Annotated in this window: 15 protein-coding genes; 1 reads left to right on the forward strand and 14 read right to left on the reverse strand. The window is 63.7% G+C overall.

What is annotated here, in order from left to right; genetic code table 11:
* Window positions 1–378: 378 nt before the first annotated feature.
* On the reverse strand, window positions 379–1,473 hold the full coding sequence (hemE, locus tag QZM72_RS25755) for a uroporphyrinogen decarboxylase (protein ID WP_301739561.1): 1,095 nt from the start codon (window positions 1,471–1,473) through the stop codon (window positions 379–381).
* A 149-nt stretch (window positions 1,474–1,622) separates the two neighbouring features.
* Here hemE and QZM72_RS25760 point away from each other — a divergent pair, with 149 nt between their 5' ends.
* A complete protein-coding gene (locus QZM72_RS25760) occupies window positions 1,623–2,435 on the forward strand; it encodes a transporter substrate-binding domain-containing protein (protein ID WP_301739562.1) in 813 nt (270 codons plus the stop codon).
* 733 nt (window positions 2,436–3,168) lie between these two features.
* On the opposite strand, the gene QZM72_RS25765 is transcribed toward QZM72_RS25760, so the two are convergent.
* The 13 genes from QZM72_RS25765 to QZM72_RS25825 all read right to left on the reverse strand — a co-directional run bounded on the left by QZM72_RS25765 (window position 3,169) and on the right by QZM72_RS25825 (window position 16,130).
* Window positions 3,169–4,896, reverse strand: coding sequence for an AMP-binding protein (locus QZM72_RS25765; RefSeq protein ID WP_301739563.1), 1,728 nt, complete (start codon window positions 4,894–4,896; stop codon window positions 3,169–3,171).
* 258 nt (window positions 4,897–5,154) lie between these two features.
* A complete protein-coding gene (locus QZM72_RS25770; protein WP_006477288.1) occupies window positions 5,155–5,580 on the reverse strand; it encodes a F0F1 ATP synthase subunit epsilon in 426 nt (141 codons plus the stop codon).
* A gap of 120 nt (window positions 5,581–5,700) precedes the next feature.
* Window positions 5,701–7,095 carry a F0F1 ATP synthase subunit beta gene (atpD, locus tag QZM72_RS25775; protein ID WP_031397079.1) on the reverse strand — a complete coding sequence of 465 codons (1,395 nt, stop codon included), beginning with the start codon at window positions 7,093–7,095 and terminating at the stop codon, window positions 5,701–5,703.
* 66 nt (window positions 7,096–7,161) lie between these two features.
* Window positions 7,162–8,037 carry a F0F1 ATP synthase subunit gamma gene (gene atpG, locus QZM72_RS25780; protein WP_034209645.1) on the reverse strand — a complete coding sequence of 292 codons (876 nt, stop codon included), beginning with the start codon at window positions 8,035–8,037 and terminating at the stop codon, window positions 7,162–7,164.
* Window positions 8,038–8,156: 119 nt separating this feature from the next.
* The gene (gene atpA, locus QZM72_RS25785) at window positions 8,157–9,698 is read right to left on the reverse strand and encodes a F0F1 ATP synthase subunit alpha (protein WP_014895499.1); all 1,542 of its coding nucleotides are present in this window, start codon (window positions 9,696–9,698) and stop codon (window positions 8,157–8,159) included.
* Between the two features lie 44 nt (window positions 9,699–9,742).
* Complete coding sequence (locus tag QZM72_RS25790) at window positions 9,743–10,282, reverse strand: F0F1 ATP synthase subunit delta (RefSeq protein WP_006477284.1); 540 nt, start codon at window positions 10,280–10,282, stop codon at window positions 9,743–9,745.
* 2 nt (window positions 10,283–10,284) lie between these two features.
* A complete protein-coding gene (locus QZM72_RS25795) occupies window positions 10,285–10,755 on the reverse strand; it encodes a F0F1 ATP synthase subunit B (protein ID WP_006477283.1) in 471 nt (156 codons plus the stop codon).
* A gap of 129 nt (window positions 10,756–10,884) precedes the next feature.
* Complete coding sequence (gene atpE, locus QZM72_RS25800; RefSeq protein WP_006482730.1) at window positions 10,885–11,154, reverse strand: F0F1 ATP synthase subunit C; 270 nt, start codon at window positions 11,152–11,154, stop codon at window positions 10,885–10,887.
* A 75-nt stretch (window positions 11,155–11,229) separates the two neighbouring features.
* A complete protein-coding gene (gene atpB, locus QZM72_RS25805; RefSeq protein ID WP_089466317.1) occupies window positions 11,230–12,081 on the reverse strand; it encodes a F0F1 ATP synthase subunit A in 852 nt (283 codons plus the stop codon).
* Window positions 12,082–12,191: 110 nt separating this feature from the next.
* Entirely contained in the window at window positions 12,192–12,716 is a 525-nt protein-coding gene (locus QZM72_RS25810; RefSeq protein ID WP_089466316.1) for an ATP synthase subunit I, read from the reverse strand.
* Between the two features lie 568 nt (window positions 12,717–13,284).
* Window positions 13,285–14,415, reverse strand: coding sequence for an SLC13 family permease (locus QZM72_RS25815; RefSeq protein ID WP_089466315.1), 1,131 nt, complete (start codon window positions 14,413–14,415; stop codon window positions 13,285–13,287).
* 10 nt (window positions 14,416–14,425) lie between these two features.
* Window positions 14,426–15,319: a ParB/RepB/Spo0J family partition protein gene (locus QZM72_RS25820; protein ID WP_011546803.1), complete on the reverse strand. Its 894-nt coding sequence runs from the start codon at window positions 15,317–15,319 to the stop codon at window positions 14,426–14,428.
* 31 nt (window positions 15,320–15,350) lie between these two features.
* The gene (locus QZM72_RS25825) at window positions 15,351–16,130 is read right to left on the reverse strand and encodes a ParA family protein (protein WP_089466314.1); all 780 of its coding nucleotides are present in this window, start codon (window positions 16,128–16,130) and stop codon (window positions 15,351–15,353) included.
* Window positions 16,131–16,162 lie beyond the last annotated feature (32 nt).

Raw genomic sequence — 16,162 nt, forward strand, 5'->3', positions numbered from 1 at the left:
TAAAGTAAAACGTCAGATTCGGCGCTAAGTTTTGGATTCGCATTAGGAATCGCCGTATACCCTGCCCAGCCTGTGGATAACTTTGTTGAGAACTCGCCGCTCAACGGCCGCAACGCGCGCCGGGCCGTGCTTTCCGCTGTTTTTCGCCGCTTCCGGCGGTGCCCCGCGAAGCCTTATTCCATAAGGCTGCTATTCAAATTACCTCACCATAGCGAGACAAATTGACCGATACGGGGCTCTACCGCGCTGCAACGTGGAAAATGTGTATAAGTCAAGTCTTGACAAGCACCGAATCGGCATCGGGAGCGGGATTGCGTCCTGTTTAGTTTCAAAAACGAAACATTTTCATCCCGCAGCGCAGCATGCCGGCGCTTGCGTTCAGCCCGCCTCTCCGCTACGGATTGCAAGGCTGTGGGTATGGACTTCGTCGACGAGTTCGGCGACGTGATCGGGCGACGTGAATTGCGAGATGCCGTGCCCGAGGTTGAACACGTGGCCCGGATGGTTGCCGTAGCTGTCGAGCACCGCGCGCGCCTGTTCGCGCACCGCGGCCGGCGGCGCGAACAGGATCGTCGGGTCGAGGTTGCCCTGCAGCGCGACGCGCCCCGCGACGCGCTCGCGCGCGGCGCCGAGGTTGACCGTCCAGTCGAGCCCGACCGCGTCGACGCCCGTCGCCGCGATTTCCTCGAGCCACAGCCCGCCGCCCTTCGTGAACGTGATCACCGGCACGCGCTCGCCGTCGTGCTCGCGCTTGAGCTGCGACACCACGCGGCGAATGTAGTCCAGCGAGAAGCGCTGGTACGCGCCGTCGGCCAACGCGCCGCCCCACGTATCGAAGATCATCACGGCCTGCGCGCCCGCTTCGATCTGCGCGTTCAGGTACGCGGCCACCGCCTGCGCGTTCACGTCGAGGATCCGGTGCATCAGGTCCGGGCGCGAATACGCCATCGACTTCACCGTGCGGAAATCGTCCGAGCCGCCGCCTTCGACCATGTAGCACGCGAGCGTCCACGGGCTGCCCGAGAAGCCGATCAGCGGCACGCGCTGACGGCCCTGGCCGTCGGTGAGCGCGCGGCGGATCTCGCGCACGGCGCCCGTCACGTAGCCGAGCGTCTCCTCGATGTCCGGCACCGCGAGCTTCGCGACGTCGGCCTCGGTGCGCACCGGATGCGCGAACTTCGGCCCTTCGCCGACCTGGAAGTCGAGGCCGAGCCCCATCGCGTCGGGAATCGTCAGGATGTCCGAGAACAGGATCGCGGCGTCGAGCGGGAAGCGCTCGAGCGGCTGCAACGTCACTTCGGTCGCGTAGTCGGGGTTCTTCGCGAGACCGAGGAAGCTGCCGGCGCGCGCGCGCGTCGCGTTGTATTCGGGCAGGTAGCGGCCGGCCTGGCGCATCAGCCAGATCGGCGTGTAGTCGGTCGGCTCGCGCAGAAGCGCACGCAGGAAGGTGTCGTTGAGCAGGTTATGGGCCACGGTAGGAGCGACGAAGCGAAGGCAAAGCGGCATTTTACCGGACAGCCGCGATCGGGCTGCGCATGCCGATGCGATGGCGGCCATATGACGCGCGCGATGGCTCCGTTATGATCGGACGCTCATATCGAACGAAACGAAGGAGGAGACCGATGAAGACATTCGCCGCACTCGCCGCACTCGCCGCGGCCGCCACGTTTTGCTGCACTGCCGCGCACGCGCAGGGCGCGGCCCCGGCGGCGCCGGCAAGCGCCGCGGCGGCCGGCTCGCGGCTCGACGACGTGCTCGCGCGCGGCACGCTGCGCGTGTGCACGACGGGCGACTACAAGCCGTATTCGTACTACCGCACGGATGGCCGCTTCGAGGGCATCGACATCGACATGGCCGAATCGCTCGCGAAATCGCTCGGCGTGAAGACCGACTACGTGAAGACGAGCTGGCCGAACCTCACCCACGATTTCGTCGCGAAGTGCGACATCGCGGTGGGCGGCGTGTCGACGACGCTCGAGCGCCAGAAGCGCGTGTTCTTCACGCAGCCGTACGTGGTCGACGGCAAGACGCCGATCGTGCGCTGCGCGGATGTGGACAAGTACCAGACCGTCGCGCAGATCGACCGGCCCGACACGCGCGTGATCGTGAATCCGGGCGGCACCAACGAGCGCTTCGCGAAGCAGTTCTTCACGCATGCGAACCTGACCGTCTATCCGGACAACGTGACGATCTTCAAGCAGATCCTCGCCGGCAAGGCCGACGTGATGGTGACGGACGCCTCCGAGACGCTGCTGCAGCAAAAGCTGAATCCGGGCCTCTGCTCGGTGCATCCGGACAAGCCGTTCCAGTTCGGCGAGAAGGCGTACATGGTGCCGCGCGGCGACGTCGTGTTCCAGCAATACGTCGACCAGTGGCTGCATCTCGCCCTATCCACCGGTGAATACCAGGCAATTGCCGACAAGTGGCTGAAATAAGCAAGCCCGCGTCACGGCGGCCGATCGCGGGCATCGATCCCGCGGCCGCCGGGCGCCGACGTCCCGCGCGGGGCGGCGGCCGGCATGCCGCCGTTACACCTTGCCGTCGCGAGCCGCGGCCTTCCAGCGGCCCGAAACCCGCCGAATTGGCCGAATGGCCGACTTCCACGCGTGCCGATCACGTTTCAAAATCTTTCTGACGATTGAATCGTCATGCGCGGTATCGGTCGGGCCGTGCCCGTTCGCGCGTGAAAATCGGCAATTCATCGCGCCCGATACGCGTGAAAAACGCATCGCGCGCATACCTTGAAAACACAGCGGAAAAGATGGGTAAATATGACCTTTTTCAGGATCCCGAAAACAGCAAAAAATCCCGGAAAGCCTTATCTGGCGGGCGTTACAACCTGAAACACTTTGTTACCGCCATGGGTCATTAATTCGCCCACAATGGGCCTCAACGGTTTCAACACGGATGCGGTCTCGTGTGCCAAGTGTGAGCGGACGCGAAGCGCTGCGAGCCAGTCGGTCACGTACCGAAGCCCTTCCGAGGGGCATCCCTGTTGGAGTCGTTTCCGGCTCCCCGCCGGATCCGGTTTCATCTTTGGTCTCCTCGCGCTAACCCCGTAGCGTGTGGTTTTTAGCGGGCTAATAAGCCCGCTTTTTTTCGTCCATCGAAAACGTAGCGACCCGCGAGCCGCCCCGTTTTTCCCGCATTTTCCCGCGCCGTCCCGCTTCAAGCGGTCTTCTGCACGTCGAGCTTCAGCTCCTCGATCATCCGCTCGCGCATCACGAACTTCTGCACCTTGCCCGTCACCGTCATCGGCAGCTCGTCGACGAAGCGGATATAGCGCGGAATCTTGTAGTGCGCGATCTGCCCGTTGCAAAACGCGCGCACGTCGTCCTCGGTCATCTGCTCGTTCGCGCGCAGCACGATCCACGCGCACAGCTCCTCGCCGTACTTCGCATCGGGCACGCCGAATACCTGCGCGCTCTGGATCTTCGGATGGCGGAACAGGAATTCCTCGATCTCGCGCGGATAGACGTTTTCGCCGCCGCGAATCACCATGTCCTTCAGGCGGCCGACGATGTTGCAGTAGCCGTCCGCATCGAGCGTCGCGAGGTCGCCCGTATGCATCCAGCCGTCGACCAGCACTTCGCGCGTCTTCGCGTCGTCGCCCCAGTAGCCGAGCATCACCGAATAGCCCTTCGTGCACAGCTCGCCCGTCGCGCCGACCGGCACGATGTTCCCGCTCGGATCGACGATCTTCACTTCGAGATGCGGCTGGATGCGGCCGACCGTCGTCGTGCGCTTTTCCAGCGGATCGTCGGTCGAGCTCTGGAACGACACGGGGCTCGTCTCCGTCATCCCGTACGCGATCGTGATTTCAGACAGATGCATCTGCGCCACCACGCGCTTCATCGTCTCGATCGGACACGGCGAGCCGGCCATGATCCCGGTGCGCAGCGTCGACAGGTCGAATGTCGCGAATGCCGGATGATCGAGCTCCGCGATGAACATCGTCGGCACGCCGTGCAGCGCGGTGCAGCGTTCTTCGGCCACCGCCGCGAGCGTCGCGACCGGGTCGAACGCTTCGCCGGGAAACACCATCGCGGCGCCCGTCGACACGCAGGCGAGCACGGCCAGCACCATCCCGAAGCAGTGATAGAGCGGCACCGGGATACAGAGCGAATCCTGTTCGGTGAAACGCATCGCCATCGCGATCGAGCGCGCGTTGTTGACGACGTTGCGGTGCGTGAGCGTCGCGCCCTTCGGGCTGCCGGTCGTGCCGCTCGTGAACTGGATGTTGATCGGATCGTTGGCGTCGAGCGTCGCGCCGATCGCATCGAGCAGCGCCGGATCGACGGCCCGGCGGCCGCGCGCCATCACGTCCGCGAAGCGGAACATGCCGGCGGGCGCCGTCTCGCCCATCGACACGATCGTGCGCAGGTTCGGCACGCGCGCCGCGTGCAGCTCGCCCGGCGTCGCGGTCGCGAGCTCCGGCGCGATGGTCTGCAGCATCTCGACGTACGCGGAGCTTTTGAAGCGCTCGGCCGCGATCACGGCCTTGCAGCCGACCTTGTTCAGCGCGTATTCGAGTTCCGACAGCCGGTAGGCCGGATTGATGTTGACGAGCACCGCGCCGATCCGCGCGGTCGCGAACTGCGTGAGCAGCCATTCGCTGCGGTTCGGCGACCAGATGCCGACGCAATCGCCCTTCACGATCCCGAGCGCGGCGAGCCCCGCGGCCAGCACGTCGACCTCGTTCGCGAACGCGCGCCACGTCCAGCGCACCTGCTGCTCGCGGAACACGACGGCCGGACGGTCGGGAAAGCGGCCGGCCGTGTCGAGCAGGAACCGGCTGATCGTCGCTTCGGATAGCGGCACATCGGTGGCGCCGCGCACGTAGGACAGTCCGTTTTCGGGCGCGATCAGCGCCCCCTTGCCAAGGTCTGCTGCCATCGATGTCTCCGTCCGTTTTTGTCTGATCGGCTGCGACACGCGGCTGACGTGCGTGCCTGCGCCGCCGTGCTCGCGGCGGCGAACCTCCGAGCGCATGATGCCGCGCTCTGCTGACGACACTCTGACATCAAATCGCGACGGGCGGCTGAAATAGCACGATCGGGCGACACGATCCGGCCCGCAAAAAACAGACGAAAACGACGGCCGAAAAAAAAGCAGCCCGAAGGCTGCTTTCTTTCGCGGGATACGCGGCGCGGCTCAGTGCCGGCTGCGGATCTTCGCCAGACGCTGGATCGCTTCGAGCTGCGCCATCGCGGTCGCGAGCTCGGATTGCGCCTTTGCGAGGTCGAGGTCCGACTTCGCGTTCTGCAGCGTTTCCTCGGCACGCTTGCGCGCTTCCTCGGCTTTCGCCGCGTCGAGGTCCTTGCCGCGGATCGCGGTATCGGCGAGCACCGTCACGGCGCCCGGCTGCACTTCGAGAATGCCGCCCGCGACGAACACGAATTCGTCGTTGCCGCCCTCGACTTCGATGCGCACCGCACCCGGACGAATCCGGGTAATGAGCGGCGTGTGACCCGGCAGAATGCCCAGCTCACCCGTTTCGCCCGGCAGCGCGACGAATTTCGCCTCGCCCGAGAAGATCTGCTCTTCCGCGCTGACGACGTCTACTTTGATGGTTGCCATATCGACTCCAATCTCATCCACGGGTTGAGCGTATTGCGGCCGGCGCAGGCGGCCGGCATACAAGTCATTGCTGACTCGTTGCTCCGGCCGGCGCTCGCCGGCTTGCGACTCACTCAGCCCTTACTGGATCTTCTTGGCCTTTTCGAAGGCTTCGTCGATCGTGCCGACCATGTAGAACGCCTGTTCCGGCAGGTGGTCGCACTCGCCGTCGACGATCATCTTGAAGCCACGGATCGTTTCCTTCAGCGGCACGTACTTGCCCGGCGAGCCCGTGAACACTTCAGCGACGTGGAACGGCTGCGACAGGAAACGCTGGATCTTACGCGCACGTGCGACCGACAGCTTGTCTTCCGGCGACAGTTCGTCCATGCCCAGAATCGCGATGATGTCGCGCAGTTCCTTGTAGCGCTGCAGCGTCTGCTGAACGCGACGGGTGATCGAGTAGTGCTCTTCACCGATCACGTTCGGGTCGATCTGGCGCGACGTCGAGTCGAGCGGGTCGACCGCCGGGTAGATACCCAGCGAAGCGATGTCACGCGACAGAACGACGGTTGCGTCCAGGTGGCCGAAGGTGGTCGCCGGCGACGGGTCGGTCAAGTCGTCCGCAGGGACGTACACGGCCTGGACCGACGTAATCGAGCCCTTCTTGGTCGACGTGATGCGCTCTTGCAGCTTGCCCATTTCTTCAGCCAGCGTCGGCTGATAGCCCACTGCCGACGGCATACGGCCGAGCAGTGCCGACACTTCGGTACCGGCCAGCGTGAAACGGTAGATGTTGTCGACGAAGAACAGCACGTCGAGGCCTTCGTCACGGAAGTGCTCGGCCATCGTCAAGCCGGTCAGCGCGACGCGCAGACGGTTGCCCGGCGGCTCGTTCATCTGGCCGTACACCAGCGCGACCTTGTCGAGAACGTTCGAGTCCTTCATTTCGTGGTAGAAGTCGTTCCCTTCACGGGTACGCTCGCCCACGCCCGCGAACACGGAGTAACCGCCGTGTTCCTTCGCGATGTTGTTGATGAGCTCCATCATGTTGACGGTCTTGCCCACGCCGGCACCGCCGAACAGGCCGACCTTGCCGCCCTTCGCGAACGGGCAGATCAGGTCGATGACCTTGATACCCGTTTCGAGCAGTTCGGTCGACGGCGACAGTTCGTCGAACGCCGGAGCCTTCTGGTGGATCGAACGCGTCGTTTCGCTTTCGATCGGGCCGGCTTCGTCGATCGGACGGCCGAGCACGTCCATGATACGGCCGAGGGTCGGCTTGCCGACCGGCACCGAGATCGGCTTTGCCGTGTTCTTCACGGTCAGGCCGCGGCGCAGGCCGTCGGATGCACCCAGACAAATGGTACGGACCACGCCGTCGCCCAGCTGTTGCTGGACTTCGAGCGTCAGTTCCGAGCCATCGAGAATGAGCGCGTCGTAGATCTTCGGCATGCTGTCGCGCGGGAATTCCACGTCGATAACGGCGCCGATGCACTGTACGATCTTGCCTTCTACCAAAGCAGCAGTACTCATCGCTTTTCCTTTAAATACCTGATTCTTTACTCGCGCAAAGGCGCAGTTGTCGTCCCGGGCGCGCGCTTAAACAGCGGCTGCGCCGCCGACGATCTCCGACAGTTCTTTCGTGATCGCGGCCTGACGGCTCTTGTTGTATACGAGCTGCAGTTCGCTGATCACCGTCTTCGCGTTGTCGGACGCGGCCTTCATCGCGACCATGCGCGCCGATTGCTCGGACGCCATGTTTTCCGCGACGGCCTGGTACACCAGCGCCTCGACGTAACGCACGAGCAGTTCGTCGACGACGGCCTGCGCGTCCGGCTCGTAGATGTAGTCCCACGACGTCGCCGGCGTACCGTCATCGGCTTCGAAGTGTTCCGACGACAGCGGCAGCAGCTGCTCGATCACGGCTTCCTGCTTCATCGTGTTGACGAAGCGCGTGTAAGCGATATAAACCGCCGACAGCTTGCCTTCCGAGTACAGATCGAGCTGCGTCTTCACGGCGCCGATCAGCTTGTCCAGGTGCGGGGTGTCGCCCAGGTGCACGACCTGCGACATCACCTTCGCGCCGAAGCGGTTCAGGAACCCGAGGCCCTTGCCGCCGATCGCGGTGGCTTCGACCTTCTGGCCCTTCTCTTCCAGCTCCTTGAACTTCTGCACCGTCGCACGCAGCACGTTGGTGTTCAGACCACCGCACAGACCCTTGTCCGTCGTGACGAGGATGATGCCGGCCGTCTGCGCGCCGTCGTTCGCCACCATGAACGGGTGGCGGTACTCGGGGTTCGCACGGCTCATGTGCGCGGCGATGGCACGGACCTTGTCTGCATACGGACGAGCGGCGCGCATGCGTTCCTGCGCGCGACGCATCTTCGATGCAGCCACCATCTCCATCGCCTTCGTGATCTTGCGCGTGTTTTGCACGCTCTTGATCTTGCCGCGAATTTCCTTCATTCCAGCCATAGCTTGCTCCTTTGCGCCCCGAGTTAGCGCTTTGGCGCTTTACTCGGGACTCATGCATCGCTCACCGAAGCGGCGCGGGTGCGTCAGCCCCCGCGCGGCCTCGGTGTGTCACTCGCGGATCAATAGGCACCGGACTTCTTGAAGGATTCGATCGCCGAGCGCAGCGCGCCTTCGTCGTCCTTCGAGAGATCCTTGGTGTCTTCGATGCGCTTGATGAGGTCAGCGTGGCTGGTCTTCAGGTTGTCGCGCAGGCCCTTCTCGAACGACAGCACTTGCTTGACGTCGAGATCGTCGAGGTAGCCGTTGTTCGCGGCGTACAGCGACACGGCCAGTTCCCAGACCTGCAGCGGCTGGTACTGCGGCTGCTTCAGCAGTTCCGTCACGCGGCGGCCGCGCTCGAGCTGCTTGCGGGTCGCTTCGTCGAGGTCCGATGCGAACTGCGCGAATGCGGCCAGTTCACGGTACTGCGCGAGGTCGGTACGGATACCGCCCGACAGCTTCTTCACGACCTTCGTCTGCGCGGCGCCACCGACGCGCGACACCGACACGCCGGCGTTGATTGCCGGGCGGATGCCTGCGTTGAACAGGTCGGTTTCGAGGAAGATCTGGCCGTCGGTAATCGAGATCACGTTCGTCGGAACGAACGCGGTCACGTCGCCAGCCTGCGTTTCGATGACCGGCAGTGCCGTCAGCGAGCCGCTCTTGCCCTTCACTTCGCCGTTCGTGAACTTCTCGACGTACTCTTCCGACACGCGCGCCGCACGCTCGAGCAGACGCGAGTGCAGATAGAACACGTCGCCCGGGTACGCTTCACGGCCCGGCGGGCGGCGCAGCAGCAGCGAGATCTGACGGTATGCCCAAGCCTGCTTGGTCAAGTCGTCATAGATGATCAGCGCATCTTGGCCGCGGTCGCGGAAGTATTCGCCCATCGTGCAGCCGGCGTACGGCGCCAGGTACTGCATGGCAGCCGAATCCGATGCCGAAGCGGCGACGACGATCGTGTATTCCATCGCGCCCGTTTCTTCGAGCTTGCGCACCACGTTCATGATCGACGAAGCCTTCTGGCCGATCGCGACGTAGATACAGATCAGGTCCTTGCCCTTCTGGTTGATGATCGCGTCGAGCGCCACCGCAGTCTTGCCGCACTGACGGTCGCCGATGATCAGCTCACGCTGGCCGCGGCCGATCGGCACCATCGCGTCGATCGACTTGATGCCCGTCTGCACCGGCTGCGACACCGACTTGCGCCAGATCACGCCCGGGGCGATCTTTTCGATCGCGTCGGTCAGCTTCGCGTTGACCGGGCCCTTGCCGTCGATCGGGTTGCCGAGCGCGTCGACGACGCGGCCGACGAGTTCCGGGCCAACCGGGACTTCGAGAATGCGGCCCGTCGTCTTGACGATGTCGCCTTCCGAGATGTGTTCGTATTCGCCGAGAATCACCGCGCCGACCGAGTCGCGCTCGAGGTTCAGCGCGAGACCGAACGTATTGCCCGGAAACTCGAGCATTTCGCCCTGCATCACGTCCGACAGGCCGTGGATGCGCACGATACCGTCGGTCACGGAGATCACGGTGCCCTGGTTGCGAACGTCTGCGCTCGCTTCAAGGCCCTGGATCCGGCTCTTGATCAGCTCGCTGATCTCAGAGGGATTGAGTTGCATTATTCGCTCCTGATAGTCAATTCTGTTGCGTGCCGGCGTGGCGCTCAGGCGGTCAAGGCAGCCTGCATCGATGCGAGGCGCGCGCGAACCGAGGTGTCGAGCACTTCGTCGCCGACCGTCACGCGCACGCCGCCGATCAGCGACGAATCGACTTCGACCGTCGGTTTCAGCTTGCGCTTGAACTTGCGTTCGAGGCCCGAGACGAGACTGTCGAGATCCGCGCCGTTCAGCGGGAACGCGCTCACGATCTCGGCGTCGGCTGCGCCTTCACGTTCGTTCTTGAGCGCCTCGAACTGCTCGGCAATTTCCGGCAGCAGCGCGATGCGATGATTGTCGACCAGCATCTGCACGAAGTTCTTCGCTTCGGCGCCGGCCGCGACGGGCGACTTCACCGCAGCAAGCAGCAACTCGGCTACTTGCGTGCGCGTCACCTTCGGGCTCGACGCGACCGACAGTACTTCCGGCAGACGCGCAACCTGGGCCAGCTCTTGCACGAGCGTGGACCAGGCGGCGATGTCACCGCCCTCGGCCACGCGGAACAGCGCTTCTGCGTAAGGGCGGGCGATGGTTGCAAGTTCGGCCATGATCAGAGCTCGGCTTTCAGTTGATTCAGCAGTTGGGCGTGGGCCGTTTGATCGACTTCGCGCTTCAGGATCTGCTCGGCGCCCTTCACGGCCAGCGCGGCGACTTCGCCACGCAGCGCTTCGCGCGCCTTCACGATTTGCTGTTCTGCTTCCGCCTTCGCCTGGGCGACGATGCGGGCGGCTTCAGCCTGGGCGTTGGCCTTGATTTCCTCGGCGACCGCCTGCGCACGCTTTTCAGCGTCGGCGATGCGCTGCTGGCCGTCGTTGCGGGCCTGCGCGAGTTCCTGGTCCACGCGCTTGTGCGCTGCGTCGAGTTCCGCCTTGCCCTTCTCCGCGGCGGCGAGGCCGTCGGCGATCTTCTTCGAACGTTCGTCGAGGGCGTTGATCAACGGCGGCCACACGAATTTCATCGTGAACCACGCGAGGACCAGGAACACGACCATTTGCGCAAACAGAGTTGCGTTGAGATTCACGGTGTTTCCTTATCTGCTATTCCGGAAAAATGAAACGGTAAGGCGCTCATCGAGTTGCATTCGATCAGCGCCCCAAGTCTCCGTTCCGCCCTGCGCCGGCTCACGCCGGACGCATATTTCCGAGGAACCTTAGCCTGCGAGCTTCGACAGGAGCGGGTTCGCGAACGCGAACAGCATTGCGACACCAACGCCGATCAGGAATGCAGCGTCGATCAGACCAGCCAGCAGGAACATCTTCGTTTGCAGCGGGTTGATGAGTTCCGGCTGACGTGCGCAGGCTTCGATGTACTTGCCACCCATCAGCGCGATACCGATACAGGCGCCGATTGCACCCAGGCCGATGATGATGCCGATACCGATGGCGGTCAGACCCTGGATGTTGGCGATGTAAGCTTGCATGATCACTCCTTTGTGAAAAGACTTGGAACTGAGATTTAAAAAACTAAAACGAAGACTCTTTGTTGCACGCCGCGCTTAGTGCGTGTCGTGCGCCTGGCCGAGATACACCAGCGTCAGCATCATGAAAATGAATGCCTGCAACAGAACAATCAGGATGTGGAAGATTGCCCAGACGCTACCCGCGATCACATGACCAACGAAGCCGAGGAACGTTGCGTCGCCACCGAAGCTCCACATGCTGCCGAGCAGGGCGATCAACAGGAACAACAGCTCACCCGCGTACATGTTGCCGAACAGCCGCATGCCGAGCGAAACGGTCTTTGCAACGTATTCGACGATGTTGAGCGCGAGGTTCGGGATCCACAGCAGCGGGTGGCCGCCGAACGGGGCCGACAGCAGCTCATGCGCAAAGCCGCCCGCGCCCTTGATCTTGATGCTGTAGTAGATCATCAGGACGAACACGCCGAGCGCGATGCCGAGCGTGCCGTTCAGGTCGGCCGTCGGGACGATGCGATGGTGGGAAATCACGTCCGACAGACCGAGCAGGCCGATCACGCGGCCCGGCAGGTCGACCGGGAGAAAGTCGAGGGAGTTCATCAGCGCGACCCACACGAATACCGTGAGGGCGAGCGGCGCGATGAAGGTGCGATTGCCGTGGACGATGGCCTTCGACTGGTCTTCGACCATTTCGACGAGCATCTCGATCGCGCACTGGAAACGGCCCGGCACGCCCGACGTCGCCTTGCGGGCGGCCAGACGCAGCAGGACGATCGTCACGATGCCGCAAACGATCGACCAGAACAGCGTGTCGATATTCCAGACGTGAATGTCGAAAATCGACGTCTGATGCGAGGTGGAGAAATTCTGCAAGTGGTGCGCAATGTACTCGGACGGATCCGGACCGCGCGTGCCTTCGCTAGCTGCCATATCGTTAATGCCACCCAAATTGTCGAAAATCGTTTTGCCCCGTTCCGCAACACGCTATTGCGGGAACGGGCCGGTGCGGTTCGTTGTCGAAACCGCACGCTGCTTGTTCCTTACCGCCAGGCCAGCGCGATCCAGTACGTCTTCAGCACGACGAGGTACGTGACGAGGAACGGCACCCAGTGCACGCCGGCCCAGCCGAACGCCACCGCGGTGAACATCCCGATCGTCAGAACGAGCTTCAGGGCTTCGCCCATCACCCAGCTCATCACGGTGGCCGAGCCACCTGCCTTCAGTCGCGCCACGAATACCGCACTGGGCACCCAGCCGATCGCTCCGCCCAGAAACGCGGATTGCGCAGCGGCGCCCGGCGACTTCGAAAACAGCCACCACGCCAGCGTTGCAACCAGGGACAGGACCACTTGCGCGAACACCACCTTGTAGGGGGTCACGCGCGAGGGCTTGCTCACGTTCGGGCCAAACAGCCTTTCGGCCTCGGCCCGCGTCAGCGGAACGATGTTGTTATCTTGCTGCTCGACATCCCAGTCATCGTCGGATTCACGCCGCTCGCCGGCCGCCGAAGCGGTGCGTTGCGTGCGCTGATCATCGTGCCTGTCGTCCGGCGCCTGACCCGCCATCGCAATCTTCCGCTGAAATCCTTGAACCCGGCCCCAAGCTTTCCGAAAGCTTTCAGGGGTGCCTAGCTAACAAATCCGGGCGATTGTAAGCGATAGTTGCAAGTGATTCAAGGCTTTAGACGCGACAAAAACCTGTGTAAAACGACGCCTCATGATGTGGAAAAACGCCCGATTCGACGACGTACGATGACAGTTGTAAGGTCGATTTTTTGCACCGGTACTTCTTGCGCGAAAAAGTCCGGTGACGGGGTAAAGGGCGGGGAAACGATGCCCGAGGCGGGCCACGCGGAAGCGGTGCGATCGCCGCCGGGAATGCGCCGCCATGCAGCCATCGGAAACGACTCGGCGCGACGCCGTGGAACCCGCAACGCGCGATGACCGAACCACCGCGCGCGACGCGCGAAATTCGACCGGATGTTCAGGCATCGATTCATCCAATCAGTTGTCGCGGCGCCACAGACGTTCGACTGTGGAATGCAACGCTTATCCACAATGCTCGATCACTACGAACGCCGTGCGCCCTGCCACCACTCGAACGGCTCACCTGTGCCGCCCGCACTGGCCTCGCTCAACCGTGCATGAGCAGCCACGCGCCGAGCGCCGTGCTCAACAGTGCGAACGGAATCGAAACGAGGTGAAACGGTAGCCACATGCGCGGCTCCTTCGCGAGACGCACCGCGATCAGGTTCGCGAGCGAACCGATCGCGAAACCGAAGCCGCCGATCGATACGCCGAATGCAAGCGCGCGCCAGTCGTGCGTGAACTCCGACAGCAGGATCGCGGCCGGCACGTTGCTGATCACCTGCGACAGGACGGCGCCGGCGGCATAGACGCGTAGCGGCGAATCGAGTTGTGCGTGCGCGATCGCATCGTGCACGACAGGCAGCGCGGCCGCGCTGCGCAACACGACGAACATCAGCACGAAGATCAGCAGCAGCAGCCAGTCGATCTTCAGGACTGCGTCGCGTTTGACGGCGAGCAGCACGATCGCGACCCCGACGAGGCCCGGCAGCGGATGATGCGCATCGGCGAGCAGCACGAACGCGGCGAACAGCCCCGCCGCGATCAGCGCGTGCATGCGTTGGACGGGAACGGCCGCGACGTCGCCGGACAGGTCGAGCGGCTTCGCGCGGAACATCACCGCGGTCAGCACGAGCAGCAGCGCCATCAGCGCGACGGCGAGCGGCCCGAGCGTGACCACGAAGCGGCCGAACGACACGCCGCTCAATTGCCACAGGAAAAGATTCTGCGGATTGCCGAGCGGTGTCGCGACGGAGCCCGCATTGACGGCCAGCGCGACGACGATCACGAGCCGCCGGAAAGGTAGCGGAGTCAGTGCGCGCAGCGACACCATCAACGGCACGACGACGAACAGCGCGACGTCGTTGGTGAGCCACATCGACAACACCGCGGCGAAGCCGACGAGCAGCATCGCAAGCCCGCGTTCGGAATGCACGTGATGCACGATGCGATGCGCGAGCCACATCAGGCAGCCGGACAACTCGAGCGCCTTCGTCAGCATCAACAGGCCCGCGAGCGTCGCGACCGTCTGCCAGTCGACGCGATCGGCGAGTACCGAAAATGGTTGCGGACGCACCCATTGCAGCACGATCAGGCCCAGCGCCAGGACCGACAGAACCGGTTCCTGCGCAAGCCAGCCGAGCCACCGGCGCGGCGCCGGTACGCCCGTTTCCTCCATACCTGCCCCGTTATTCTTCTGTTGCGACGTTGCCGCGCAGTCGCGCGAGAATGCCCTCGAGCGCATCGAGGTTGCCGAAGTCGATCAGCACCTGCCCTCGCCCGCGGCGGCCGAGCTTGATCTTCACCGTCGACGCGAGCAGATCGGACAACTCCTCTTCGAGGCGACGCGTATCACGGCCGCCGTCGTCCTTCGCACGCGCCTTCACGGCCGGCGCTTCCTTCGTCGTGTGCGAGACGAGCTTCTCGGTCTCGCGCACCGACATGCGCTTGTTGACCACCTGATGCGCGAGCGTGATCTGCGTGGCCGCGTCGACCGCGAGCAGCGCGCGTGCGTGCCCCATGTCGAGATCGCCGGCCAGCAGCATCGTCTGCACCGGCGACGCGAGGTTCAGCAGGCGCAGCAGGTTCGACACCGCGCTGCGCGAACGGCCGACCGATTCGGCCGCCTGTTCGTGCGTGAAACCGAACTCGTCGAGCAGGCGCTGGATACCGTGCGCCTCTTCGAGCGGATTCAGGTCCTCGCGCTGGATGTTCTCGATCAGCGCCATCGCGGCGGCAGCCTGATCGGATACGTCTTTCACGAGCACCGGTACTTCATCGAGGCCGGCCAGACGCGCCGCGCGGAAACGCCGCTCGCCCGCGATGATCTCGTATTTGTCTGATGAAATGGGCCGCACCAGGATCGGCTGCATCACGCCCTGCGCGCGAATGCTTGCCGCGAGTTCCTGCAGGCTGCCTTCGTCCATCCGCGTACGCGGCTGGTACTTGCCGGCTTGCAGCTTGCCGAGCGCGAGCGTGTTCGGTGCGCCTTCGATCTTCACCGCTTCGGTGATGTCGGCACTGCCGCCGAGCAGCGCTTCGAGGCCACGTCCCAAGCCCTTCTTCTTTGGTACCGCGTTCATGTCTTTCTTCCTCGCTTCGCTCATGTCCGGATCACGACACCTCGAACGCGCGCACGCGCTCGATCATCTCGGCGCCGAACTGGATATACGCTTGCGCGCCGCGCGAACTGCGGTCGAACACGACGCCCGGCAACCCGTAACTCGGCGCTTCCGCCAGGCGCACGTTGCGCGGAATCACCGCGTCGAACACCTTGTCGCCGAAGTGCGCTTTCAGCTGATCGGAGACTTGCTGCTGCAGCGTGATGCGCGGATCGAACATCACGCGCAGCAGGCCGATGATCTTCAGGTCGCGGTTCATGTTCGCGTGAACCTGCTTGATCGTGTTGACGAGGTCCGACAACCCTTCCAGTGCGAAGTACTCGCACTGCATCGGGATCACGACGCCGTGCGCCGCGCACAGGCCATTCAGCGTCAGCAGCGACAGCGTCGGCGGGCAATCGATCAGCACGAAATCGTAGTCGTCGGCCACGCGCTCGAGCGCGGCCTTCAGGCGGCGCTCGCGGTTGTCGATGCTGATCAGTTCGATCTCGGCGCCGGACAGCTCGCGGTTCGCGGGAAGCACGTCGTAAGTGACGCCTTCCGGACGCACGCGCGCGTCGCTGACCGACACGCCGTCGACCAGCACTTCGTACACGGTCGCTTCGCAGGCGGCCTTGTCGATCCCGCTGCCCATCGTCGCGTTGCCCTGCGGGTCGAGATCGATCAACAGGACTCGTTGCTCCTGCGCTGCAAGGCTTGCGGCGAGATTGACCGATGTCGTCGTCTTGCCGACGCCCCCCTTCTGGTTCGCAACGCAGAAGATCTTTGCCATCGTTGGTGTGTTCCCTTTACCTTCAAACAAAC

It is taken from the genome of Burkholderia sp. AU45388, from assembly GCF_030481585.1.
GTDB lineage: Bacteria > Pseudomonadota > Gammaproteobacteria > Burkholderiales > Burkholderiaceae > Burkholderia > Burkholderia sola.